Annotated in this window: 23 protein-coding genes and 2 pseudogenes; 11 read left to right on the top strand and 14 right to left on the bottom strand. The window is 68.9% G+C overall.

Annotated elements, in window-relative coordinates:
• Positions 1-48: 48 nt before the first annotated feature.
• Positions 49-190 (top strand): annotated as a pseudogene (locus JF597_RS22680) (IS110 family transposase); the annotation flags it as partial.
• A gap of 193 nt (positions 191-383) precedes the next feature.
• Here JF597_RS22680 and JF597_RS22675 read toward each other — a convergent pair.
• The 3 genes from JF597_RS22675 to JF597_RS22665 form a co-directional block, all read right to left on the bottom strand.
• Entirely contained in the window at positions 384-512 is a 129-nt protein-coding gene (locus JF597_RS22675; protein ID WP_293997591.1) for a hypothetical protein, read from the bottom strand.
• 113 nt (positions 513-625) lie between these two features.
• Positions 626-1,618 carry an alpha/beta hydrolase gene (locus JF597_RS22670; RefSeq protein WP_293997588.1) on the bottom strand — a complete coding sequence of 331 codons (993 nt, stop codon included), beginning with the start codon at positions 1,616-1,618 and terminating at the stop codon, positions 626-628.
• Between the two features lie 174 nt (positions 1,619-1,792).
• On the bottom strand, positions 1,793-2,716 hold the full coding sequence (locus JF597_RS22665; protein ID WP_293997585.1) for an SDR family oxidoreductase: 924 nt from the start codon (positions 2,714-2,716) through the stop codon (positions 1,793-1,795).
• Between the two features lie 137 nt (positions 2,717-2,853).
• Between JF597_RS22665 and JF597_RS22660 the strand changes: the two genes are divergently transcribed.
• Complete coding sequence (locus tag JF597_RS22660) at positions 2,854-3,474, top strand: TetR family transcriptional regulator (RefSeq protein WP_293997582.1); 621 nt, start codon at positions 2,854-2,856, stop codon at positions 3,472-3,474.
• Between the two features lie 62 nt (positions 3,475-3,536).
• Here the strand turns inward: JF597_RS22660 and JF597_RS22655 are convergent, their stop codons facing one another.
• From JF597_RS22655 to JF597_RS22650, 3 genes and pseudogenes are all read right to left on the bottom strand, one after another.
• Positions 3,537-3,695, bottom strand: a complete 159-nt coding sequence (locus JF597_RS22655; RefSeq protein ID WP_293997580.1) for a DUF5131 family protein — start codon at positions 3,693-3,695, stop codon at positions 3,537-3,539.
• A 2-nt stretch (positions 3,696-3,697) separates the two neighbouring features.
• Positions 3,698-3,772 (bottom strand): hypothetical protein, encoded by a 75-nt coding sequence (locus JF597_RS55635; RefSeq protein WP_366916438.1) that lies wholly within the window; start codon positions 3,770-3,772, stop codon positions 3,698-3,700.
• Positions 3,773-3,839: 67 nt separating this feature from the next.
• Positions 3,840-4,748, bottom strand: a pseudogene (locus JF597_RS22650) (PAS domain-containing protein); the annotation flags it as partial.
• A 218-nt stretch (positions 4,749-4,966) separates the two neighbouring features.
• On the opposite strand from JF597_RS22650, the gene JF597_RS22645 reads away from it, so the two are divergent.
• Positions 4,967-5,845, top strand: a complete 879-nt coding sequence (locus JF597_RS22645; RefSeq protein WP_293997725.1) for a potassium channel family protein — start codon at positions 4,967-4,969, stop codon at positions 5,843-5,845.
• Between the two features lie 430 nt (positions 5,846-6,275).
• Here JF597_RS22645 and JF597_RS22640 read toward each other — a convergent pair whose 3' ends face one another.
• The 4 genes from JF597_RS22640 to JF597_RS22625 form a co-directional block, all read right to left on the bottom strand.
• Complete coding sequence (locus JF597_RS22640; protein ID WP_293997578.1) at positions 6,276-7,757, bottom strand: hypothetical protein; 1,482 nt, start codon at positions 7,755-7,757, stop codon at positions 6,276-6,278.
• A complete protein-coding gene (locus JF597_RS22635) occupies positions 7,750-8,697 on the bottom strand; it encodes a hypothetical protein (protein ID WP_293997575.1) in 948 nt (315 codons plus the stop codon). Before JF597_RS22635 ends, JF597_RS22640 begins: the two co-directional genes overlap by 8 nt.
• A 333-nt stretch (positions 8,698-9,030) precedes the next feature.
• On the bottom strand, positions 9,031-9,276 hold the full coding sequence (locus tag JF597_RS22630) for a hypothetical protein (RefSeq protein WP_293997573.1): 246 nt from the start codon (positions 9,274-9,276) through the stop codon (positions 9,031-9,033).
• 646 nt (positions 9,277-9,922) lie between these two features.
• Complete coding sequence (locus JF597_RS22625; RefSeq protein WP_293997571.1) at positions 9,923-10,447, bottom strand: hypothetical protein; 525 nt, start codon at positions 10,445-10,447, stop codon at positions 9,923-9,925.
• Positions 10,448-10,906: 459 nt separating this feature from the next.
• On the opposite strand from JF597_RS22625, the gene JF597_RS55630 reads away from it, so the two are divergent.
• Positions 10,907-11,248 (top strand): helix-turn-helix transcriptional regulator, encoded by a 342-nt coding sequence (locus tag JF597_RS55630; RefSeq protein ID WP_366916436.1) that lies wholly within the window; start codon positions 10,907-10,909, stop codon positions 11,246-11,248.
• On the opposite strand, the gene JF597_RS22620 is transcribed toward JF597_RS55630, so the two are convergent.
• A complete protein-coding gene (locus JF597_RS22620; protein WP_293997568.1) occupies positions 11,219-11,647 on the bottom strand; it encodes a phosphoribosyltransferase in 429 nt (142 codons plus the stop codon). The genes JF597_RS55630 and JF597_RS22620 overlap by 30 nt on opposite strands.
• Before the next feature lie 175 nt (positions 11,648-11,822).
• Positions 11,823-14,618 (bottom strand): LuxR family transcriptional regulator, encoded by a 2,796-nt coding sequence (locus tag JF597_RS22615; RefSeq protein ID WP_293997565.1) that lies wholly within the window; start codon positions 14,616-14,618, stop codon positions 11,823-11,825.
• A 775-nt stretch (positions 14,619-15,393) separates the two neighbouring features.
• Here JF597_RS22615 and JF597_RS22610 point away from each other — a divergent pair.
• The 7 genes from JF597_RS22610 (at position 15,394) to JF597_RS22580 (ending at position 23,212) form a co-directional block, all read left to right on the top strand.
• Entirely contained in the window at positions 15,394-17,652 is a 2,259-nt protein-coding gene (locus tag JF597_RS22610; RefSeq protein WP_293997562.1) for an FUSC family protein, read from the top strand.
• A 356-nt stretch (positions 17,653-18,008) separates the two neighbouring features.
• Positions 18,009-18,923, top strand: coding sequence for an MBL fold metallo-hydrolase (locus JF597_RS22605; protein ID WP_293997560.1), 915 nt, complete (start codon positions 18,009-18,011; stop codon positions 18,921-18,923).
• A 21-nt stretch (positions 18,924-18,944) separates the two neighbouring features.
• Positions 18,945-20,438: a carboxylesterase family protein gene (locus JF597_RS22600; RefSeq protein ID WP_293997557.1), complete on the top strand. Its 1,494-nt coding sequence runs from the start codon at positions 18,945-18,947 to the stop codon at positions 20,436-20,438.
• 46 nt (positions 20,439-20,484) lie between these two features.
• The gene (locus tag JF597_RS22595) at positions 20,485-20,868 is read left to right on the top strand and encodes a Rid family detoxifying hydrolase (protein WP_293997554.1); all 384 of its coding nucleotides are present in this window, start codon (positions 20,485-20,487) and stop codon (positions 20,866-20,868) included.
• 86 nt (positions 20,869-20,954) lie between these two features.
• Positions 20,955-21,800, top strand: coding sequence for a hypothetical protein (locus tag JF597_RS22590; protein ID WP_293997552.1), 846 nt, complete (start codon positions 20,955-20,957; stop codon positions 21,798-21,800).
• 396 nt (positions 21,801-22,196) lie between these two features.
• On the top strand, positions 22,197-22,460 hold the full coding sequence (locus JF597_RS22585) for a hypothetical protein (protein ID WP_293997550.1): 264 nt from the start codon (positions 22,197-22,199) through the stop codon (positions 22,458-22,460).
• A 74-nt stretch (positions 22,461-22,534) separates the two neighbouring features.
• Entirely contained in the window at positions 22,535-23,212 is a 678-nt protein-coding gene (locus JF597_RS22580; protein ID WP_293997547.1) for a hypothetical protein, read from the top strand.
• Positions 23,213-23,245: 33 nt separating this feature from the next.
• On the opposite strand, the gene JF597_RS22575 is transcribed toward JF597_RS22580, so the two are convergent.
• Together JF597_RS22575 and JF597_RS22570 are read right to left on the bottom strand one after the other, a co-directional pair.
• Positions 23,246-23,665, bottom strand: coding sequence for a hypothetical protein (locus tag JF597_RS22575; protein WP_293997545.1), 420 nt, complete (start codon positions 23,663-23,665; stop codon positions 23,246-23,248).
• A 75-nt stretch (positions 23,666-23,740) separates the two neighbouring features.
• On the bottom strand, positions 23,741-24,160 hold the full coding sequence (locus tag JF597_RS22570) for a hypothetical protein (protein ID WP_293997543.1): 420 nt from the start codon (positions 24,158-24,160) through the stop codon (positions 23,741-23,743).
• Positions 24,161-24,168: the final 8 nt, after the last annotated feature.

Below are 24,168 nucleotides of genomic sequence, written 5' to 3'. Positions count from 1 at the left end.
CACTCTCATCCGTACGAGGTGGTGCACGTTCACTTGTACGCGGACAACTACCAGCGCAAGAGGGACGAAGGGAAGGGACACAAGCAGGCGCTGCTGGCGCTCGCGCGCCGCCGCGTCAACGTCCTGTGGGCCATGATCCGCGACGGGGGCGTGCTACCAAGCCACACCACCTGTCACGGCAGCGGCTTGACATCAGCATTGGAAGCCTTTCTCGGCTCGTGGGCAAGTGCAGTCTGAGTGCCTGCCGGTGGAGGCGGTGGCGTGTCCGCTGCGAGTCAGCCGACCGGGCCGCATCTGCGTGAGGGAGATGGCGGTTGCGAGGGGGCTGATCACCAGACTGGGCCCTCGGTGAGCGCCCGCAAGCGAACCGCTCCGTGTGCGTGTTACACCGCGACGAACCGAAGCTGTTCGACGATCTTGCCGCCCTCACGGCGGGTGAAGGTGGCCGATCGCTTGCCCAGTTCGTGGCCGCGGATGACCGCGCTCCAGCCGGGACGGACGTCGGCTGCCACCTGAAGCGGCTCGCTGTCGGGCTGGTGATGGTGACGAAGGGTTTCTCGGCGTTGAGGTCGGGCGCTGCCTGTGCCAGCTCTCGCATTCAGGACAGGGCCCGCCGTCAGAGGTGTTACGAAGCAGTCAGCGTTGCCGGGGCCTTCGTGAGGTGCCGGGCGAGGTAGCTGTTCCAGGTATGGCGGAAGCTCTCCGCGAGATGGGACTGCGGGGCGAACAGGTCGAAGGCGTGGTAGGCGCCGGGGTAGAGGTGCAGCTCGACGGGGACGCCGCAGGCGCGCAAGCGCGCGGCGTAGTCGAGGTTCTCGTCGCGGAAGACGTCGAGTTCACCGACGCCGATGAAGGTCGGGGGCAGGCCGGCGACGTCGGTCGCCCGGGAGGCGGCGGCATAGGACGTGACGTCCTGGGTGTCGACGCGGTCGCCGAGGATCGCCTGCCAGGCCAGGAGGTTGGTCGCGCGGTCCCAGATGCCGATGTCGGTGATCTCTCGGCTCGAGTCAGTCGTGTTGCGGTCGTCGAGCATCGGGTACATCAGCATCTGGAACAGGGGGGTCACTGCGCCGCGGTCGCGGATCACAAGGGCGGTGGCGGCGGCGATGCCTCCGCCTCCGCTCTGGCCGGCCAGGCCGATCCGGGTGGGGTCGAGGCCGAGATCGGTGGCGTTGTCGCTGATCCACCGGTAGGCGGTGTATCCGTCCTCGGCGGCGCCGGGCGCGGGGGTTTCCGGGGCCAGGCGGTAGTCGACGGCGGCGACGGTGCAGCCCAGTGCCGCGCTCAGCTGCTTGAGCCAGGGGGCGTCCTGGGCGGCGAAGCCGAGCACCTGCCCACCGCCGTGGAACCACATGATGACCGGCAGCGGTCCGGGCGCGTTCTGCGGACGCAGCAGGAGGACCGGAACGTCGGGGGCGTCGGCGCGCGGCACGTGGATCTCGTCGGTGGTGACGGTGGGTTCGTCGGGGATGGTGCTGGCGATGGATTCAGCGAGCGCGCGGACGGCCTGGCGTGTGGCGGGGATGTCGGTCAGGTCGAAGACGCCGTTCGGTCCGATCGGCATGGCCTGGAGTGCTGCGGCCAGTTCGCTGTCGATCGCGGGACGGGAGCGGGGCATGGTTCTTCCCTAAGAATGGTTGGCGGTCCGGGACACGGGAGGGTGATCAGGCCGTCGGTGCGGTGAGGTCCTCGCCGCACCCCAGGTCTTCGAGCAAGCCCGGCTGGCTGAGTGATCAACCGAGCAGGGCCCGGATGCGGCGCGGGGACAGGGCGGGATGGAGGTGGGGCGGGCTCAGCGTGTGGTGCTCGCCGGGACGTCGAAGTAGTGGCCCTGACGGAGGTCTGCGAGGAGGCCGGGCTGGACGGGCTTCCAGCCGAGGAGGTCCTGGGTCAGCGTGCTCGAGGACAGGTTGTCGGCCGTGGCGTGGGCGCTGAGGAAGCCGAAGTGGGCGTCGGCCTGCGTCGACGGGATGCTGACCACGGGCACGTTCAGCCCGCGGCCGATGGCCTCGGTGATCTTCCGGAAGGCGATCCCCTGGTCGTCGACGGCGTGCAGCCGGGATCCCGCCGGCGCGGATTCCAGCGCCAGCCGGTACAGGCGGGCCGCGTCGAGCGTGTGCACGGCGGGCCAGCGGTTTGCCCCGTCGCCGACGTAGGCGGCGACGCCCTTGGCGCGGGCGAGGGAGATCAAGGTCGGGATGAAGCCGTTGTGGTCGAGCGTGCTGTGCACGGTCGGAGCAAGCCGGACGACAGACGACCGGACGCCGCGCTGTGCAAGAGCGACCACCGCGTTCTCGGCGTCGATCCGCGGCCCTGCGTCGATCACGTCGGCCTCGGTGGCGGCGTCTTCCAGCCCCGCGAAGGCGAGCAGCATGGTTCCCGACGTGGTCACCAGAGGCTTGCCGGTGCCGGCGAGCGCGTTTCCGAGCGTCTCGATGGCGCGCAGATCCGCTGTGACCGCGCTGTCGAAGTCGCCGGCGAACATGGCGTCGTGCTTGAAGGCCAGGTGGATGACGCCGTCGACCGCCGCGGCGGCCGCGGCGAGGCCGTCGGGATCGTCGAGGTCGCCTCGGTGCACCTGGGCACCGGCGGCCGTCAGCGCGGCGGCGGACTTGTCCGAGCGGGCCAGGCCGACGACCTGGTGTCCCGCTTGAAGGAGTTCGGGAACGACGGCGGAGCCGACGTGTCCGGAGGCTCCGGTGACGAATACGCGCATGGTGCGCCCTTCCTGCTGCGGCAACCCCGCCCAGGGGCGGGGAACCTGATGTCAGTTCGTGTCATCACCGTAGCGGCGATGTCAGATCCTGTCATCACCCGATGTCAGATTCTGTCATCGCGGGCTAGGATCGGAGCATGAGCCGATGGAAACCCGACGCACGAGGCCGCCTGGAGAAGGCGGCGCTGGAGCTCTACAACCACCAGGGCTTCGACGCCACCACCGTCGCGGAGATCGCCACCCGCGCCGGGCTCACCGAACGCACCTTCTACCGGCACTTCGCCGACAAACGGGAAGTCCTCTTCCCGGGCGACAACCCCCTCGCCGACATCCTCGAGGACGCCACGGCTACCGCCCCCGTCCCACTCCCGCCGCTCGAGGTGATCACCCACGCCCTGACCGAAGCCGCTCCCGTCTTCGAAGAACGCGCAGACCTGGCACGGCAACGCCAGGCAGTCATCGCCGCCAACCCCGAACTCCAAGAACGCGAACTGGCCAAACTCGCCGCACTCTCCGCCACGCTCGCCCACGCCCTGCGCGAACGCGGTCTGCAGACCACCACCGCAGCACTCGCGGCCGAAATCGGGATCGCTACGTTCAAGGTCGCCTACGACCGCTGGGTCAACGACCCCGACCGACACCCCCTCGCCCAGCACATTCGGGAAACCCTGGACACCGCCAGGCACCTCACCGCACCCGCCGAACATGTCGCCGCGACCGACGACGTGAACTTCACAGGCCAGGAAGGAGCGGCGTAAAGGCGGGCCACCCCTGAGCAAGGGGCCCGCGGGCTATCAGCGTTCCGATATTCCCGAGGGCCTCACGCACCCACCACGTACGCCGTGGCGGGATACTCATCCCAGGCCCGGCCATCGAGCAGGCGGCCAGCAGCCTTCGGGGTCAGCCCGCCGACCTGCTTGAAGAACAGAGCCACCCGAAGATCGACACACCGATCGCGAATGTCACGGACCCGGGCCAAGTTCAGCGGCCGGTGAGCCGGGCACTCTCACCACCGACGACCACCCAGTCGATCCGCGACAACTCCAGGGACGGCACTGGCCCAAGCAGCGGCTCCAGCCGAGCTCGACTGGGACGCCTACCGGGAGCGCTACGCCGGCATCCGGCTGCTATAGATGATCAGTCTGCTCCGGGTGTCGACGAGTATCTTGAAAGCAGTTGCCGCTGTTGCCCCTTCCATGGAGCGGGCGTACAGGCCGAGGACTTCCAGGGCCTGGGCCGGGCTGGGGACGGCCCGGATCGCCGCGCTCAGGGCACTGCGAAGCATGCCCATGACGGCCGCGGCGTGCAGACCGTGACCGACGACGTCCCCGACCGCCACGGCGAAGCGGTCGGGTGGCAGGTCGACGACGTCGTACCAGTCGCCGCACACGTTGAGTGATGTCGTCGCCGGCAGGTATCGCACGGCGATCTGCTCGATGTGCCGGTGCAGGTCCGCGACATCAAGCATGGCTTCCTGCAAGGTGACCGCCACCTGGCGCTCCCGGGCATTCGCCTGGCGGAGCTCCTGGTTCAGCCGGTACAACTCACGGGCGCGGACGTAGAGTTCAGCCGCCATACCTTTCTCGCGCTCGGTGAAGTCACTGGTGAGCCGACGCACCCGGGGCGAGTGCACGAAGGCGGTGACGTCCTCGGCTCGTTGAACGACCCACTTCACCCGGCCGTCGGGCCCGGGAAGCGGGGTGTGGGCAAAAGACCACCACCGCTCCTGGAACCCAAGCGGCCGTCCGGGGGCAGGGAGGTCGTACCGTTGCAGCACCAGAGAGTCCGGGGTGCCGGTGTCGACGACCTGGTGCAAAGACGCCTTCAGATTCTGTCCCTCGTGGTCGGGCGGAGCTTTGGGGTTCTCCGGCAGCGCGTCGAAGAAGTACTTCCCGGTCACCTCTTCCCCGGCCACCCCGATGGCCTGCAGATACGCCCGGTTTGCATAGCGGATCACCAGGTCACTGTCGAGCACCAGGTACGGACTCGGGGTGGTGGCGAAGAACGCCGTGAAATCGATGTCCGCTGTCATCACGTGCTCTCCGTGGTCACGGAGCGTGGCTTCTGCCCTTACCAATGTACGAGCCCTCTCCGATCTGGGCCTGTCGACCGGGAGCCCGCCCTTGCCGGTCGTCGCTTCGGACAGGTGCGAGCCGGCAAGCGCGGCGATTCGGCGCTCCGCGGTGGCGTCGTCGGCATAGGCTCCGAAGGCGAGGGTTCCGTTTCACGGAACGGACCATGGGAGACAGGATGAAGTGGTTGGTCTCGCTCGTCGGTGCCGGGCTCGTCATGATCACCCTGCGGGACCTGTTCCACACCCTCTGGCACCCCACCCGTCACGGCGGCCTGAGCCGTCTCGTGATGACCACGCTGTGGCGACTGGCCAGGAGTCTCCGGGCGCGCAGGCGAGTGGTCGGACTCGTCGGGCCGCTCGCCATGGTCACGGTGGTGGTCATGTGGGCCGGCACCGTCATCCTCGGCTGGGCCATCGTCTACTGGCCCCACATGCCCGGGGCGTTCACCTTCTCGCCCGGTTCCGAAGCGGCACAGGAGCCGGCGGTGCTGGACTCCGTCTATCTGTCGCTCGTCACGGTGGCCACACTGGGCCTGGGGGACATCGCACCTGCGGACAGCTGGCTGCGCCTGGTCTCACCGTTGGAAGCCCTCGTCGGCTTCGCCCTGCTGACGGCCACGGTCTCCTGGGTGCTGGAGATCTACCCGACGCTCACCCGCCGGCGGGTCCTGGCCGTCCGACTGGCGCTGCTGCGCGACTCCGCCCCGATGACGCAGCAGATCGACTGCACGGCGGGGGCGCTGCTGCTGGATGGCCTGGCCACCGAAGTCGTACGCGTCCGTATCGACTTCACCCAGTACGCCGAGGTGTACTACTTCCATGACGGGGAGGACCACTCGTCGCTCGCGGCCACGGTCGGCTACGCCGACGCCCTTGCCCAGCGCGGCCGGGCAGCGCGGCGGCCGGAGGTGCGCCTGGCTGGTGACCTGCTCGCCGGTGCGCTGAAGGACCTCGCCACCATCCTCGACCAGCGTTTCCTCCATACGGGCGGAACACCCGCGGAAGTCTTCGCCGCGTACGCCGCCGACCACGGCCGCAGCCGCGCGCAGCCCTGAGCCGGGGAACACCCTGAAAAGGCGGGGCCCGCTCCTCGGGACGATGGCCGGGGTCATGACGGGAGTGATCCGGAGAGACGCCGACCCGAAGCCCGCTGCGGAGGTCAACCGGCACCGGGGAGCGGCTCCCGCCACAAGTCTGTCGTCGGACTACTCTCCACCACTGGGCACACGATGGCCCCCTCCACCAGCTTGACGATCTCGTAGGGAACCTCGTCCAAGAGCAGATGCCCGAGCCATCGAGGACGTGCACCGTAGTGCCCAAGTGCCGATGCGCTGCCGGCTCTACGCGCCGAGGCGGCAGGTGACGTCGTGGCGGCCGGTGGCTACGAGGCACGGCACGAGCCTTCAGTCGGCCAGCAGCGCCCGCGGCAATGGAGGCGGGGCAAGAAAGCAGGCAGAGAGCCGCCGACTGATCTTCTCGGCAGTACTACGCCGGCTTCCGCCCAGTTCCCACCACCTGCAGTGCCCCTGATCGCTCCAGGGAGACGCGTCTGCTGGTGGCGTTCTGGGCGAGGGCGAAGCCGAGGAGGAAGACCTTCTGGCGTTCGAGGCCGTAGGAGATCATGCGGTTGTTCCACATGCTCTGGTCCAACTGGTTGTGTACGGACTCGGAGTCGCTGCGGTAGGGGTAGAGCTGCTGGTGGGTGAGGGTGGACTCCGGGATCTGTTGAAGGTGTTCGGCGCGGTGGAAGTCGCGCTCGGCGTCGCTCTTCAGCCTGCGGCCGGTAGCCGGGTCCGTGCCGATGCGGTCATTGGGGGTCGTGGTGATCGCGACCTGGACGCGGTACGCGTGGGCGCCGTGGCGGCAGGGGATGAGCAGCAGGTGGTACCAGCGTGACTTCGTGCGGCCCTGCCGGTGTTCGAGGCGACTGATGGGGACGGGGATCAGGGTGCTCGTGCCGTCGTCGAGGAGGACGCGCTCGGCGATGCGGCCCTGGTCGCACCACAGGTCGTGGCGGCAGCGCCCGAAGCGCAGGAGTTCGTAGGCACGCGGCTTGACCGAGCCGTGCTGCCGGTTGATGACCAGCAGTCCGCGCCGGGCGAGGGCGTCGCGGTGGACGCCGCGGAACGCTCCGTCGTAAATGACGCCCATGCAACCGGGCAGCAGGCTGCTCAGATGGCTGAAGGAACGGACGGCGACGGCGGCCTCGTCTTCGTAGTCACCGCCGGCGACATGCCGGACGGCCAGGATGACACGCCGCCAGTAGCCGTCGTCGCGGGCCGAGGCGAAGAACCACTTTGTGCCCCGTGCGGGACGCTTCTCCTTCTCGCCGTTCTCATAGTAGAGGCGGGCCGCGGGGTCCACCCGATGCCTGCGCATCTCCCCGGTAGTGGTGTCGACGGTGAAGGAGTGCTCCGCTTTGGAGGGCGCTTTGGGGACAGTGGCGTCGCCGACGAGGAGCTGGCGCCGCTCGGGCCTCACCCAGTTGCGCGTGGCGTTCTCCGGGAACAGGCCCTGGCGCAGAGCCTGTTGGACAGCGTGCTGCTCGAAGAGGTCCTGGAGCAGATCGATGCTGGGGGCCAGGAGCTTCAGCTCGGCGTACTGGTACTGGAAGCGACTCGGTGCGGTGAGCGGTAGCAGGGCGGCTGCGGTGCGTCCGGCGTTCCGTCGTATGGAGGCGCGGACGGCACGCCACTGTTTGTCGTCGAGGGTGCCGACGGCGGAGCGTTTGGAGCCGGTGACGGTCATCAGAGCGGCGAGCAGGAGGTAGACGACGGCTGGGTACTGGCGGGGGCAGCCGCGGCTGGCCGGCGCGGGCAGGTGCTCGGCCATCTCGTAGATGAGGGGTTCGTCGAGGCAGTCCGCGATCCGCTGTGGCTGGGTGCGCTGTTCCTTGTCGCTCAGCTGGCGCTTTCTGCTGGGCCGGAGTTCCTGAGGGACAGGGTCGCCGAAGATGTCGTCAGGCACCGACCGCCTCCTGCCCGTCCTCAGCGCTGGGAGTGCGCCACGTGTGGCCGACGACCGCTGCGGCGCGATCCAGGGAGCGCAGGCCGAGGCGACGGGCGGCGTCCTCGATGCGCCCGGTGCGTTCGAACTCCGCGACCGCGGCCCACGCGGTGATCGAGGACGGTTTGACGTCCTCCTCGTCACCCAGACCGATGCGCCTGAGGAGGTCGCCCAGGGCGACACAGGCACGTGCCTGCAGGTAGGCGTCGGAGCCGTGCCGGTCGGACACGGCCAGGCGGGCGTTGGGCGCGGACTCCTTGCGCAGCTGCCGTGCGCTGACGAACTTGGCGCGGCTGGTCAGGACGTTGAGGCTCCAGTCGTCCAGGGGGCACCAGCGGGCGTCCACCTTGGTGGAGCCGTGCATCCACACGCGGCGACGGTTGACGTCGAGGTCTCGTACGCGGATGTGCCCGATCTCCCCGCTGTGACCGCCGGCCAGCGCGAGCGCGGCGGCGGCTCCATGACGGCTGGGGCGGGTGACGAACGAGGCGCGGTGGCGCAGGTCGATGACCTCGTCCTCGGCCAGCGGCCGGACACCACCGATCGCACGAGCGGGCAGGACGATGTCCCGGGTGGGATCGGTGTCGCTCAGACCGAGTTCGCGCAGGGTGCGGTAGGCGGTGCGGACCACCGAGCGGCGTAGCCGCATCGTGGCCGCCGCAGAGTCGGTGACGTGGCCGTGGCGGCTGCGGCCGCGGGCGGTGACGAAGTCCTCCGCCAGATCGGCGGTGACATCGCCGAGGACGACGACGCCGCGCAGCTGCATATAGCGCTCGCAGCGTTTGAGCAGCAGACCGAACTTGTCGAGGGTCTGCTCGGTGAACTCGCCGCATGCGGCCATGGTCTGCCAGGCGTCCTGGACACGGTCGAACGCGTACGCGAGAGAGGGGTCGCTTCCCACTGTGAGGGCCCTTCGCCGGGGTGGCACCAGCACAACCGGCTCTGATCCGTGAACAACAGGATGCGCGAACGGAGGGATCAAAACGGTTGAAATCGTGGTGTTCCATACATGCGACACCTTGGGCATGGATGATCTCCGTGGCAACAGGAGGAGCGTGAAGGGGTGAATGACGCCGCATGGGCAGGGGTGATCACGGCGCGCCGGCGTTCCGGTGCGCCGCGGTCGAGCGAGCGCGGCATGAGGGGGTGAATCGCACGACTGGACGGGCAGGGGCGCATGCCGGGGTGCGGGCCGTATGCAGGCCCGAGGCACCCCTCATTTGGTAAGCGCTGGTCAGCTGCCGGGCTGACGCGGGATCGTCGGCGTGAGGGACGCGAAGACCGTCCTGTAGGCACTCATCAGGGCGATGAACTCAGCGTCGGGCAGGGCGGAGAGCTGCTCAGCGGACGCGTTCAACAAGGGGTCGAGGACCCCCATTGGGCCAGAGGGCCCCGGGCCGGAGGGTGCCGCAGGCTGCTGCGTGGCAGGCAGGGTGAAACGTCCCTGCTCGTCACGCTCGATCAGCAGGGCGTACGTCATCCATTCCGTCAGATACAGTCCACGCTCGACCGGCCCGGGCCGGTCGGCGCACAGATGGGCGGCAAGTTCGGGTGGACCGCAGCCGGGCCAAGGAGTACCCGAGCTCGGTCACGGCCCATGCGCCCCGGCCGGGACGGAGGATCCCTGCGTGCGTGAGGAACCCGGTCGCTCTGCTGATGGTCTTCGGCGTAATACCGAGTCTGGCGGCAAGAGCCTTGGCAGTTACGGGGCGGCAATCCGGGCCGCCGAGGTCGGCGATGGCGTCGACCACCGCGAGCTGGCGGCGCGGAGTGAGGCGCTCGGTGGGGAGCGCGTTCAGTTGCTGGGATCCAGCGATGGTCACCGGCTGCCTCCCGCCGGTGCGCAGGCGGACGGGGTGGGAACCGCTATGCCGAGACCGTCGTCACGGGACGGTAGGAAAAGAGTCATTTTGGGCCCTCAAATAGTGCGCGAATGCAGGGATTTCCTAGCGAGGGCCTGGCTCGGACGAGCGGGCATGGCGCTGCACGAACGGGCGGGCATGCCTTAGGGTGGATCCGATGCGTGGGCCCTCAGCTGACGCGTCGCGGGCGCCGCTGGAAGACCGACCAAGTATTCCGGCGGCGCCTTTGTGCGCGTCACTAGGGTGATGGATGCGTTGTGATCTCTATCCGTCCGTCTGGTAGTCCTCCGGAAGCTTCAGGAGACGGTAGACGCTCCGACTGACGATCTCCACGGAGCCCTTCTTGTGCAGCTGTGACAGCGCTGAGCGGACCGCACTGTTGGTGGTTCCGGGCCGCAGGCGCCGCACATCCCCGTAGATGGCGTGGAGCTCGGTGGCTTTGTCCAGCTCCAGAGTCTTCACGATCAGATGCATGACTGATCGGGGTTTCGGACCCGCTGGCGTCGTCGGTCCCGCCGTGGGTGCGCTGTCTGATTGGGGCTCGGCGGCCTTGTGCTGCGTGTCGGCGAGGTCGAGATCGGCTGCGTAGGCTTCGGCGGCTTCGACCGTCGCGAGGACAGCGGCGTGCCGCTCTGCCGCGACACGCTGAGCCTCGCGTGCTTCCTGCAGGATCCGCTCGGCTTCGGCGACGGCCGCTTCGGCCTGCTGCCACCGGGTCTGCTCGGCGTCCGCGATCTGCCGCAGTCGGGCGATGAGCGGCTGCGTGGGCCCGCTGGTCGCGTTGCTCAACACACCCTCCTCATCCGCATCCGAAGCGACTTGCGGCACACCCTACCTGTCCTCGAAGCGGAGCGCACTCACTGCCCGAATCATCGTGAAGCCAGACGCATCTGAGGTTTCGTCATGTACTGGAGAGTGGCAGATGAGGCCATGTGCAGGACTGTGGGATCCGTTCGTAAAACTTGGTTCTGTTTAGCTTTAGGGGAGTTGGCGTATCGCCAGAGTGACGTCATCCCAACTGTCCCGTCTGGCACGGCCTTTACCGTGAATCATGGGTGCCAGAGCGAGGGCGGCGCCGGAGCGCCCTCGGGCGGCGGCAGCTGACCGCAGAGCAAACAGGACGCGGAAGGTGGCGCCAGACGCCGCGCAGAGAGCCCGGTCGAGCCCGGCGGTCCTGGGCGGCCGTGGCACGCCACGACAGCCCGCGGGCCTGCCGAAGTGATCTTTGCCGCGTGGCACGATCGGAACATGCCGCGCAGTAACAACGACAAGTACCCACTGTTTTATGTAGCGGACGGCACCTGGCCCGAGGTGATCCTCGCTGCTGACGCACCGCTGAGCGCACACTGCGGCCTGTTGCTCGCCCGCGACTTGAATAGGATGATGCGATCACGTGGCCTGTCCCTGAGGAGCCTGGCTGAGACCGCCTGCGTCGCTCACTCCACTGTCGCCCGCGTTCTCAACGGTGACGTCCTGCCGGACATCGGCACTCTCACCCGCCTCGAGGACGCCCTCGACTTTCAGCTCTGGCCGGGACCGTCCGCGGTCAGAGCCGCCGCTTCAGGTAGGGCACCGCTTCATAAGAGGTGACCTCAGCCGCGCCTCAGGCGTGGTTCCAGCGCCGCAGCGCGCAGACGTCCCACGAGAAGCTCCGAAGTCGTGCTGCTCGACATGCGTGGCCATGTCGCCGTACCTGGTGTTGAGATGGCGTCCGAGGGCGACGACTGCCACGCTCCCCGCGCCGGCCGACTTCAGAGCTTCCGCCGCGGTCTGGGCGTGGTTGCCGGTGGTCCAGGTGTCGTCGATGAGCAGTACGTTGTCGCCCCACAATGCCGATGACGTGTAGCGCTGTGAGGAGGCGGCGCGGCCGAGAGCGGCCGCGTCCGGCATCGGGCTGAGCAGGTCGCGGTAGCCGGTTCGGGTGATGGCGACCAGGCCGGCGACGATGTCCCGCAAGGGATGGGTCGGGCGTCCGCTCGTGCTCGGCACCGAGGTGACCGTCGAGGGCGGGTACCGCGCAGTGCGCTGCGACACAGGCTTCGTGCAGTGCGAGAAAGCGACAGTTCGCCGACGGTTGCCACCCGGGCCGCCGGTTAGGCCCAGGTGAGCTCGCCCGTGGAGGGTAACGAGGGAGTCGAGTTGGGCGAACACGTCGTCCGGACCGTCAATGACGGTGGTGTTGGGCCGAGACGCGTACTCGCGCGCCCATACATGGGTCATGAGGGATGGCACCCGACAGGGTGCCTTCGACCACGTCGCGGAGCTGAGAGCGGGCGGTGATGCCCAGTTTGGGGAACACCCGGTAGAGGTGGGAGCCGACCGTGCGCGGCGAGAGGAACAGTTTCTCTCCGATCTCACGGTTCGTCAGGCCGCGGGCCGCGAGCTGGACGATCTGCTGCTGCTGAGGGCTGAGTTCGGTGAAGGCACTGGGCACTACGCTGCCGGCGGCCTCGATGCCGGCGGCGCGCAGTTCTGCCTTGGCCCGCTCGATCCATGGCCGAGCGCCCAGCCGCTGGAAGGTTTCCAGGGCGGCGCTCAGCAGCGGACGGGCCTCGGCGATACGGCGCCGCCGCCGGAGCCATTCCCCGTAGTCGAGCCGTGTCTGCGCCCGCTCGAACGGCCACTGCTCACCTGTAATGTCCGCCAGTGCCGCCTGGAAGTACGGTTCCGCGTGCTCCGGTTCGGCGAGCAGGGCGCGGCCCCGGTCGATCAGTGCGGTGAGCCGTGCCGACATGCCCGTACCCAGGCGCCGCGCCGATCGTTCCAGCAGTTCGGCGGCGTCCTCCTGTCGGCCTCGGCGGACGGCCGCCGCGGCGAGTTCGGCCAGGACGGTGTAGGAGACGTGGTAGTGAACCGGATCGCCGTCGTCGGTGAACGCTGAGCGGAACTGGGCGTACGCGGTGTCGTAGTCGCCGTCGGCCACCGCCGCCAGGCCCAGGGCCCGACGCGCGAAGACCGCGACGGAGCGGCTTTCCAGCGGGTCGACAAGGGCCAGCGCCTGCTCGGCTCTCCGTCGCGCGTCGGCCGGCTCGCCGAGCAGGGCGAGCACCGTGGCGTCGAGTGCCTGGGCACACGCCTCGGCGTGGTCGAGTCCGGCCGACGATGCCATTGCCGCGATGTCGGCGGCCACCGAGCGGGCCTCGGCCCATCGGCCCTGCTCCAGGCGGGTCCAGCCCGCCGCGCATCCCAGTCCGTCCGGGAGCTGTCCACGGGCCTGCCACTGGTCGAATGCCTCGTCGAAGGTCCTGGCGGCGAGGGTGGTCTGGTCCAGCAGCCAGGCGACGATGGCCAGTGCGGTCAGGCGACTGGCGTCGCCCTTGGCCTCGGCGATGAGCCCGGGCAGCACCGGTGCGAGGGAGGCTCCTGCGCTGCTGGGGTCGGATATGGCCAGTACCCAGACGTGCAGGGCCGCTCTGGCGGCATCGTCGGGCATGCGGGAGAGCAGGCTCTGGATCTGTCGCTGTTGGGACTCCTCGCCCGAGTAGTAACGGACCACGGCCGCCGCGGCCAGCGCGTCGAGTACGAGGGGCGACCGGGCGTCCGCCGCCTCGTCGGCGACACGCATGAGCAGGGCGAAGGCTGCTGTGTGATGGGGGCCCAGGGACATGAGCTGTCCGGTGGCCAGCGCGGCCTTGCTCAGCAGTGCCTGGTCGTCGGTGCACTCGCGGACTGCGGCGGCCAGGTGTTCCACCCAGCCGAGCTGACCGGTGAAGACGGCGGTGGCAGCGGCTTCGGTCAGCAGGCGCGCCCGGTCCTCGCGGCGCGGGCTGAGTTCCGCGGCGCGCTCCTGGGCCGCGGCAGCGGCCGCGAAGCCACCCCGGCGCCGGGCTCGGTCGGCCGTCTGCTGCAGGGCGGCCGACACGTCCTGGTCAGGGCGTATGGTCGCGGCGGCGAGGTGCCAGGCGCGGCGGTCGGGCTCCTCGCGCAGCAACTCCCCGAGGGCGAGGTGCGCCTGCCGGCGTTCCTCGAACGACGCGGCATGGTAGACGGCGGAGCGGACGAGCGGGTGACGGAAGGAGATCCCGGCCCCGTCCTGGCGTACCAGACCGGCCCGGTCCGCGGGTACCCATGCCTCGTCGTCCACCTCGGGAAGTCCCACGGCCGCCGCCTGAGCGTCCGCCGCGTCGGCGGCCGCGAGCAGCAGCAGGATGCGGCGGGTCGGTTCTGGCAGGTCCGCCGCGTGCCCCGCGAAGATCCGCTCCAGTCGGTCGGTGACCGGCAGCGGGCCCTCCACGCCACTGCCCTCGGGGTGCAGGATCGCGGTGGCGTGGGCGAGTTCCACCAGGGCCAGCGGGTTGCCGGCCGCCTCCTCGAGGATTCGCACCCGGGTTCGGCCGGTGGGCGGCGTGGGCTGCCGGTCCAGCAGCCGGTTGGCCGCCTCGGCGTCCAGCGGGCCGAGTTCAAGGCGCTCGTATCCCTTGTCGAAGCCGGGCAGCGCGTCCGCGGTGCGGACTCCGACAAGCAGCGTGACGGGCTCGCTGTCCATGCGTCGCGCCACGAAGGAGAGAACGTCCAGTGATCCACGGTCGATCCACTGGGCGTCGTCGACCACCACCAGCAGCGGGGCGGTTTCCGCCAGGTCCGACAACAAGGTCAGAACCGCCAGACCGACGAGCATCGCGTCGGGAGTCTCCGCACACTCTTCGAGCCCCAGGACGGCACGGAGCGCGGAGCGCTGCCGCGACGGCAGTCCCTCCGCTTCACCGAGTACCGGGCGCAGCATCTGATGAAGACCGGCGAATCCAAGGTGCGCCTCGGATTCGCTCCCCACCGCCCGCAGCACTCGGCCACCCGCACCCCGTGCGCGATCGGCCGCGAGGCCGAGCAGCGTGCTCTTTCCGGCACCGGGATCACCCGTGACGATCAACACGTCGCTGTGGGACCGGTCAGCGCCCACACGCCGGATGATTTCTGCGGTCTCGGTTTCTCGGCCCACCACCGCCAGACCGGAATTCCGCATCGAGGACTGGTCCCCACGGGCCCTTCCATCGTTTTCCACGGATGCTCCAAGGAATCGAGATACCCCCCAGACACTAGCGTGGGGGAACAGCCGCAGCGCCCGCAGGAGCGGTGTCGAACCCGCTCGAGAGCGGCCGGACAACCGGCAGACGTATACGCCCCACCCCTGTGCACGAACAGCGCCGATGCAGTCACGTGACGCATACCCCGGCTGTTCGTCCAGCCACAGAATCGTGAAGCAGGCACGGCCGCGCCTTTCCGGGTCGGCGGGCAGGAACGGCCGTGCGCCGCCGGTGGTGTCGTGCCATCGAAGACGGGGGATCGCGTAGGCCGTACATCCCAACCGGAAGGCCCTGTCATGGTCACTGGACGCTCGTGGCTGGTCGGACTCGGGTTCCTTACGCCATGCGGTCGGCTTGTACGCCACTTCCACGTAGTCGAGGGCATGGCCGATCCGGAAGCAGGCCCACGAGGCAGCTCTTGAACGGGCGAACGACCCGAGCGAACGCGCGGGGCGCGGAAACCTGCGGCTCGACGGCGGCGCCGCGCCGTCGCCAACGCCGACAACGGACGCCTTGTCTCGTTTCACCGTCCAGGCCACCGTGACTACGCCACGGTTCTCCGCCTGCGTGCCGCAGAACCTCCGAGAGCAGTCACCTGACGCATACCGGACGGAACCTCCGCGCACCGAGACTGGCGACGCGGGCGGTGGCCGGCCAGAACCTCGAGACACCCCTCACGGTCGTGCACACGCGAAAGGACCTACGGAGATCACCATGGTGGCAAGGGCAACGGCATCGCTGTGGGACCGCTTCGCCGCCTTTGACCCCGGGCTCATACGTCTGACCTCCGCGATGCGCGCCGTGCTCGGCTCAGCCGCGGCCCTTGCCGTGCTGACAGCGCTCCGAGCGCCCGAAACGGCGCTGGTGGTCGGCGGTTTCACCGCGATGACGACGTCACTGGCGATCAGCGACCTGCATCCGCGCAACCAGCTCATCACCCTCGGACTCGGCGCCCCGCTCTCTCTCGCGTCCCTGGCCGCCGGAGCCGTGCTGACGCCGTACCCGACGGCAGCCAAGCTGATCTTTCTGGTGGTGATCTACCTCGCCGTTCAGGCCCGCCGGTTCGGCCCACGAGGGCTGGGCCTGGGGATCTTCGGTTTCATGGCCTTCCTGCTGTCTCAATTCATCCAGGCCCGAGCAGACCAGCTTCCGCAACTCGGGGCATCGGTACTTGTGGCTTTCGGGGCCGTCACGACCGTGTGGTACTGCGCCGGCCCCATCACGGCGGCCGGAGCTCTGAGGCGGCTGCGGCACGCATTCGACGTGCGTCTGCACGACGTCCTGCGGGACACGGCCTCGATGGTCGCCACCGGGCAGGACGACGGCACTCTGAGCCACTTGTTGCAGGACCGCCTCGACAGACTGCACGCATCCGTGCTGCTGATCGAGGACTTTCTCGACGAGCGCGCCGTCGACGAGGGCACCGAGGCCCTGCTGCGGCACCTTGGTCGTGTGGAGGTGGCCGCGCAGCGCTTGGCCGTACTCACGGTCCGCGCGGTCCGCACACCGGCGGCCCGCCACGATCTGGCGGAACGGACGGCGCGACAGCGGCTCGCGCAGCGGATCCGGGCTCTCCGGCACCAGCTCACCGTGGGAACGGCCTGTGCATCCGAACAGTGCGAGGAGAGGTACGAAGGCGGCCCGGCGAACCGGCCGGCCGGCTCCGCACATGTGCAGGACTGCTTCCCAGCGGTCGACGAACTCGCCGCAGCCCTGCGGGTTCTCGGACCACGCGGCCGCACAGCAGGGTTCGGGACACCTCTTCACAAGCCCGCCCCACCAACCGTCGGGGCGATGCCGCGCAGGGACGCAGACACCGAAAGCCTGAAGCGCCAGGCCACCCGTCAGGCGTTCCAGGTGACAACTGCCTCGGCCCTCGCCGTCGCGGGCGGTCATCTCCTGTCTCCGCACCTGTGGTACTGGGCCGTCGTGACTGCATGGGTCGTCTTCATCAGGACCGAGAGCACCGGCGAGGTGCTGCTGCAGAGTGCCCGGCGACTGGCGGGCACCGTCCTCGGCGTGGTGTTCGCCTACGGCCTTGCCGCCCAGGTCGGCGGCGACGGCCCTGTCCTCCTGCTCCTGCTCCTGCTGTGCATGTTCGGGATGTTCTACACCCCGTCACAGGCCTATTGGGCCGTGACGTTCTTCATCACCGGCACACTCAGCATGCTGCTCGCACTGCTGGACACCTTCTCGACGCACGTGCTGCTCCTGCGTGTCCAGGAGACCGCACTGGGAGTGTCCTGCGGGATCCTTGCCGCCGTCCTCGTACTTCCCACCACGGTCCGCCGGGCCAGTGACGAGGAACTGGTCGGTTTCCTGCGCGTCCTCGACCGCCTCCTTCGGGCCATCGCGTCAGGAAGCACGGACGCGGAAACCCCGACGAGCTGGGTCCGCGCGGCACACGACCTCGACCAGGCACTGGAGTCCTTCCGCAAGGCCTGTCTGCCTCTCACCCATCCGCTCAATCCGCAGCGCGGCCGACGTCACCACGCCCGCCACCTGCTGGAACTTCTTGAGGCCGGCGCGTACCACGCACGGAGCCTGGCCGCCACGGCCGAGCGTCTCCCGGCGGGCCATGTCCCGGAGTGCGCCCCCCGCCTCACCGCCGCGGCCGACCGTGCGCACGAGACCGTGGCCCACCTGATCCGCGTCACCGGCCATCGACCGGGAATCTCCTCGCACACGGCACGCCCCAGAGTCGTCAGGGCACTGTCCCTGCTCTCGGAGGAGCGGCGTGTGAGCCGCAGCCGGCCGTCGCCGGAGTATCGCCTGCTGCTGCACATCAATCGTCTCGACGCGACCTTGACCGCGCTTGTGCGAGCCCTGGACCCGCTCGTCTCGGACCCCGGCCGCACCACCATGGTTCCGTCCGAGAGCGTCGACATTCCGTCGCCGCACGGGCCGGCCCCGGCTGCCGCGGTGCGCTGCGTCGATCTCGCGGACCAGTGTGAACGGGCCCAAGCCGTCTGACACCCCGACAGAACGCATCACGGGGTGACCGCACACCCTTGCATTTCACTGATCGGCAGGCATCAAAAAGCCGCAGACGTGAAAGGCAGGGACAGCCACCGCACACGACACGGCCGGCAAGCGGGCATACGGATCCGGCTGCCGCCCCGTGAACGCGGCGAGGTAGCCACGTGCTCGTCCAAAGGTATCCGGGAATGGAACTCGGAACGGGGAGCCGCCTCGCCTTTCACCTGGCCTACAAGAGGAAAAGCCCCGTGCTCAGAGCCGTACGCACCGGTGCAGTCACGTGACGGATACCGCGCCCGCTGGAGCCGCTCGTACGGTTGGGTAAACCTTCCGAACTCCAAGGAAATCGCATGGAACAGATCACACTCGGCAACGTCTCCATCACCCGTGTCTGGGAATACTACGGGTCAGTCGGAATGGAGCCCCACGCCTTCTTCCCGGAAAGTTCGCAGGAAGTCTGGAAGGACGGCGTCCACTGGCTGGCCCCGCATTTCCTGGACTCCGAGACCAACATCGTGAATTCCGCGATCCAGACCTGGCTGCTGCGCAGCGGGGGCAAGACCATCCTCGTCGACACCGGTGTGGGTAACCACAAGGAGCGCCCGTACGCGCCGGTCTGGAGCCACCTGGAGACGGACTTCCTGGCCAACCTCGCCCGGGCAGGCGTCCAGCCCGAAGACGTGGACATCGTGATCAACACGCATCTCCACATCGATCACGTCGGCTGGAACACGTACCTGGACGGGCGGAGTTGGGTTCCCACCTTTCCCAACGCCACCTATCTGATGCCGAAGGACGACTTCGACTTCTGGAACCCGGCAAACGGCCACCAGCCGCTGCTCGGCCGCGGCAACCAGAACGTCTTCGAGGACAGCGTGGCCCCGGTACACGAGGCCGGCCAGACGCTGCTGTGGGAGAACAGCCACCAGATCGACGCCGACCTGCGCCTGGACGCGGCTCCCGGTCACACCCCCGGCTCCTCCGTGCTGACCCTCAGCTCCGGGACGGACCGCGCGGTGTTCGTCGGTGACATGCTGCACAACCCGGTGCAGATCATCGAGCCGGACGCCAACAGCTGCTTCTGCGAGGACCCCGCAGGCGCCCGCGCCACCCGCCGCAAGGTTCTGGGCTGGGCGGCCGACAACAACGCGCTCCTGATCCCCGCGCACCTGGGCGGCCACGGCGCCGCCGAAATCGCGCGGAACGGCAACACGTTCGACATCAAGGGCTGGGCGCCCTTCGCCCCGTACTCCGAGCAGGGCTGACACCCGCGGAAAGGCACAGCTGTGAGCAACCAACCCGACCCCGTCGTCACCACCGCACGGGGAGCCGTCCGCGGTCTCCGTCAGGACGACGGCACCGCCACCTTCCTGAACATCCCCTACGCCGCTCCTCCGCTGGGCGCCGGCCGGTTCGCCCCGCCGCAGCCGCACGAGCCCTGGGACGGTGTACGGGACGCCACCGCGCCCGGCCCCAACGCCCCGCAGTCCGAGCGCAAGCTCGGCAGCATCGACATGGCCCCCTACTTCGGCGCCGGCTGGAGCCGCGGCGAGGACTACCTCACCGTCAACGTCTTCCAGCCCGCGGCCGGTGACGGCGACCTGCCCGTGATGGTGTTCGTCCACGGCGGCGGATTCGTTGCCGGGTCGACGCGGTCCGCGCTGTACGACGGCTCCGCCTTCGCCCGCGACGGCGTCGTCCTCGTCACCCTCAACTACCGGCTCGGCATCTCCGGGTTCCTCGACATCCCCGGGGCACCCGCCAACCGCGGCCTGCTCGACGTCGTCGCCGCACTGCGCTGGGTGCGGGAGAACATCGCCGCCTTCGGCGGTGACCCGGACAACGTCACCCTCTTCGGCCAGTCGGCCGGGGCGACCGTCGTCGGCGGCGTCCTCGCCACCCCTGAGGCCGCGGGCCTCTTCCGCCGGGCGATCGTACAGAGCGGCAGCGGTCTGGGTGCCTTCACCACCGAACAGGCCGCCCGCGTCACCAAGGCCGCGACCGAGGAACTGGGCATCGAGCCGCACGTCGACGCCTTCGCGGACATCTCCGACGAGCGCCTGGTGGAGGCCGCCTCCCGGCTCGCGGGCATCGACCTGCAGACCGAGACGCACCACGACCCGCTGATCGGCCTCAGCCCCTTCAGCCTGGTGCTCGACACGCAGCCCGCCGTATCCGTCGCCGCCGGCCTGAGCGCCGATGTCGACCTGCTCGTCGGGACCAACACCGAGGAGGGAAACCTCTACCTGGTCCCGGTGGACAAGTACGCCACCTCGACCGCCGACGATGTCGACGACACCGCGGCGCGCTCGCACCCGAAGCCCGCGCAGCTCGTGGAGACGTACCGCAACACCCGCCCCGAGGCGTCCTTCGGTGAGCTGCGGTCGGCCATCATGGGCGACGCGCTGTTCGGCGCGGGCAGCTGGGCCCTGGCCGGCGCACATGCCGCCCACCCCCAGTCCGCCACGTTCAGCTATGAGTTCGCCTGGCGCTCGACGGCCCTGGGCGGAGACCTCGGCGCCACCCACGCGATGGAGCTCCCCTTCGTCTTCGACATCGCGGAGCTCCCGCAGCTGGCGGGTGAGGGCGCCCTGCTCGGCCCCGACAAGCCCCCTGCGGACCTCGCCGCCCGCACGCACGAGGCCTGGATCCGCTTCGCCAGGACCGGCAACCCCGGCTGGGACCAGTACGACACCACACGCCGGGCCACGATGCACATCGACGCCGAGTGGACCCAGGTCGACGACCCCCGCAGCCAGGAACGACAGGCCTGGGCCTGACCCCTCGCACAGACCGCTCTGTGCGCCCTTCCGTCAAGGACACACCATGACAAGAACCGTCATCACCACCGAGAACGCACCCACTCTGGCAGCCCCACTGTCCCAGGGCGTCCGCAAGGGCCCGATCCTGCAGGTCTCCGGGCAGCTCCCGTTCGACCCGGCCACCGGCGAGGTCGTCGGCACCACGGTCGCCGAGCAGACCACGCAGACCCTGCGCAACGTCACCGCCGTACTCAAGGCGGCCGGCGCCGGCCTGGAGGACGTCGTGATGCTCCGCGTCTACCTCACCGACCCCGCCCACCTGCCCGAGCTGAACGAGGCGTATGCGGCGGCCGTCGGCGAACCCTTCCCCGCCCGCACCACCGTCTACATGCAGCTTCCTCCCGGACTGCTCGTGGAGATCGACGCCCTGGCAGTCCTGGACGACTGACTCGGCTGCAGAGCAAGGCCGGTCTGGCACGGTCCCCGGGATCGCGCCAGACCGGCCTCCCTCCCTGAGAGAGAAAAGGGGGCACGATGGATGATCGCCTGTCGAGGGCGTGCGTCAACCTGAGGGTTGTACCGGTGGACCTGCTGGACGCCTTGTGCTCCCTGTCGGGGCGCCCCTCACCGCCCTCCGGTTCTCATCCGGTACGGCGCGTCTACGAGCACGTGCTCCACGCAGCGGCCTCACTGCCGCTGGGCGCGCTGCAACCGGGCGACGTGAGCGCGGCCACCGAGGTGCGCGCCGGCCTCCTGAACGCCGACGTCCCGCCCCCGTCGGACGCGGCCGCCCGCTGTATCCAGCACACGGTCGACGACCTGGGACCCGCCGACCTGTGGACGCTGGCCCACGGCAGCGCCATGACCCCCGACGACCTCGCGTGGGGCGCCGCCGCAACTCTGACGCGGGAACGCCTCGAACAGCCGGACTCTCTGGACGAGATCGCCGCGCAGGCCATCGTGGGCGAAATCGCCGAACGGACCCCATGCCGGTGGGGCCGTCACCACAGCGACGCGGTTCGTGCCGCGCTGTATCGGATTCTGGCCGACCTCGCCGACGTCCTCCTGGAAGTGTCGGAGTCCTCCCCGACACCCCTGGCCTGGAGCACCGACGACGACGTAAGGCGCGCCTCAACGGTGATCGGCGGAGTGGTCCACGACGTACTGGTCCAGAATGCGGAGACTCCCCCCTCCTCCGCACAGCCCGTCTGGCACCACCCCTCGCCCCCTGCCACACGCACCGCCTGGCAGTGGCGTATCACGGACGGACCGGCCGGCCGTGCCTCCCACGGTTGCGGGCCCTTCCCTTCCGCGCTCGCGGCACGGCACGCCGCCGAGTGCGCGATCACGGCACTCGCCGCCGGGAGATGCAGCCTATGAGGGGCGTCGGCATGTGAATCCGTGCCGGCGCCCACGCGACATCGTGTCTCCCACAGTTCGTTCCGCGCTCGGAGTGCGACAGCGGCCGAGTCATGAACAGATACCGGGGTTACCAGGGCAGTGGGAAACGATCTCCGTGAGCGCGGGAAACGACCTCCGGCCAGCCTCGCGTACGCGCTGATCAGCGAGTTCCGTCGGTGCCCCGGACGGGGAGGGGCGGTCTTGGACGTGTCCGGGGAACTGGCGACTGTGGGGACGGCCGGTGCGTTGGCGCTGGTCACAGCAATGACGACCGACTCGTGGCGTGGTGTCCGCACATGGTTCGGACGGTGGCTCGGAAGAGGGAGGTCCGAGGCCGAGGCGCATCAGCACACCCGCCTGGACCGGGACCAGGGAGTGTTATCGGCCGCGGGAGCCGATGGCGAGGAGCAACTGGCGCGCGAGCTGGCCGCGGCGTGGGCCGTCCGGCTGCAGGACATCGCGGACATGGACCAAGGCGCGGGCCGAGAATTGCTGGAGTGGGTGGCCCGGTGGCGGGCGGAGAATCCGGAGGCTGCCCGGTCGGCGGCGGTCATCAAGCAGAACACCAAGGGGAGCGGACGGTCCCGCATCACTCAGGTCGGCGGCAACCAGACCATCATCCGCCCGGAGCGCTCATGACAGCCGGGGACGGGGCCGCTCCTGAGCGGCCACAGATGGAGGCAGAGGCATCCGACCACGCCGTCGTCACACAGGTGGCCGGGGACTACGAGGAACACCATCACACCTATGTGCGCGGCTGGGAGTACCTGAGCGCTGTCGGCGTCAGCGAGGACGAGATCAGCTTCGTCGAAGAGGCTTACGTCCATGACACCAGCGACGCCGGGGTGGCACAGCCGGTCCAGCGTGCCGTCAACGCGCTCAGGCGCCCGGTGGGCCAGGGCAACATCGTGATCCTGGTCGGCCGTTCGGGGACGGGACGCTACACCACAGCGCTCCGCGTACTGCGAGACGTGGGAGTGGCGGGTAAGGCCATCCACAGCCTGATCCCAGACTGGGACCGGCCCCGCACAGCCCAGGTTCCCAGCACCTCGGGGCACGGCTTCATCCTTGACCTGTCCGCCTACAGGAGTCTGCCGAAGGACTTTTACCAGGGCCTGGGTGACTACCAGCGGGAGGCCGCGGGCAAGGACGCGTATCTGGTCGTGCTGGTCACGCCGGAGACCTGGAAGCCCGGAGGCCTGGTATCGGTACCCGCCGTCGAGTGCGTGGGACCGCGGGCGGACAAGGTCGCCAGGGCGCATGTCCGTCACATGGCAGCCGATCGTGAGAACTGGCTCGACGAGCTGAAGAATCTGATCGGCAATACGACGTCGCCGGAGGACGCCGCACGGCTCGCCCGGATCATCGCCGGTTACCAGGGTCGTGATTGAGGAAGGCGACGAGACCACCGTGCGGGTTCTGTCTCACGGGGACGGGTCGGAGTCATCAGAGCCGTCAGCGACCCCATGGAGTTCCGTAAGGATCCGCCGGATATCCGCAGCCAACGTCACGGGTGTGGCAACCCTGCCGGCTCGAACGGACAGAGCACCCGGAGTGTCAGGGGGATCAGCCTCCACCAGATAACCCACTTCCGTCAGGATGCCGAACACGGCCGCGTGCAGATGGCGTCGAGCGGCTTCCTGTGCACGGTCCGCAGCACCCATGGGCCAGCCTCGCAGCTGCTCGTCGGCCGCGGCGCGGCGCAGACTGCGAGAGACGAACCACTCCACGCCGACTGACTCACCGCGATCGGTCACCAGGACACCGTGGGCGCGGTAGCGGTCGTCGTTGTCTGCTTCGGGCAGTCCGGCGGCCGCCAGAAGCGTTCGGATCTCCAGCCTCAACGGGCCACGACTCGGAGGCTGGCGCCGGTGCTGAGCACTTGTCACAGGGCACGCTCCTTGGTTGGAACTGAGCGGTCATTCGACGAGAGTGATGACGCCGTCAGGAATCCATCCCTCGATATATCCACGGAGAAATGGGCCGAGCTCGCGTGGGTACACATCGAATTCCTCGTCCTCGACATTCGACAACGGATGCCAGACGTAATCGGTGTCCGTGTTGGTTCGGGCGCGGGCGCGAAGGCTGATCGATCTCATTTTTCCGTGACGGACCACAAAGATGCGCGTCGATTCGTTCGGACTGTCCCGGTCGGGTAGCGGACTGTAGCTTCCGACAACTGGAGTGCGCGCAAGGAACCAGTGCGAGAAGAGTGAGTCCAGAACGTGAATGACGGAGAGTTGTGACGGCAAGATGCGGATTACCCGAGAAGTGACCGGTCGACAAGAGGACTCGCCATGAACCCTGCATAGCAGTACACGATCTTCGAGGTCGATCACGGCCAAGG

The sequence above is a fragment of the Streptomyces sp. genome (genome assembly GCF_019510245.1).
GTDB lineage: Bacteria > Actinomycetota > Actinomycetes > Streptomycetales > Streptomycetaceae > Streptomyces.
The sequence above is the reverse complement of the archived record's forward strand: the minus strand, read 5'-3'. Positions and strand labels throughout refer to the sequence as shown.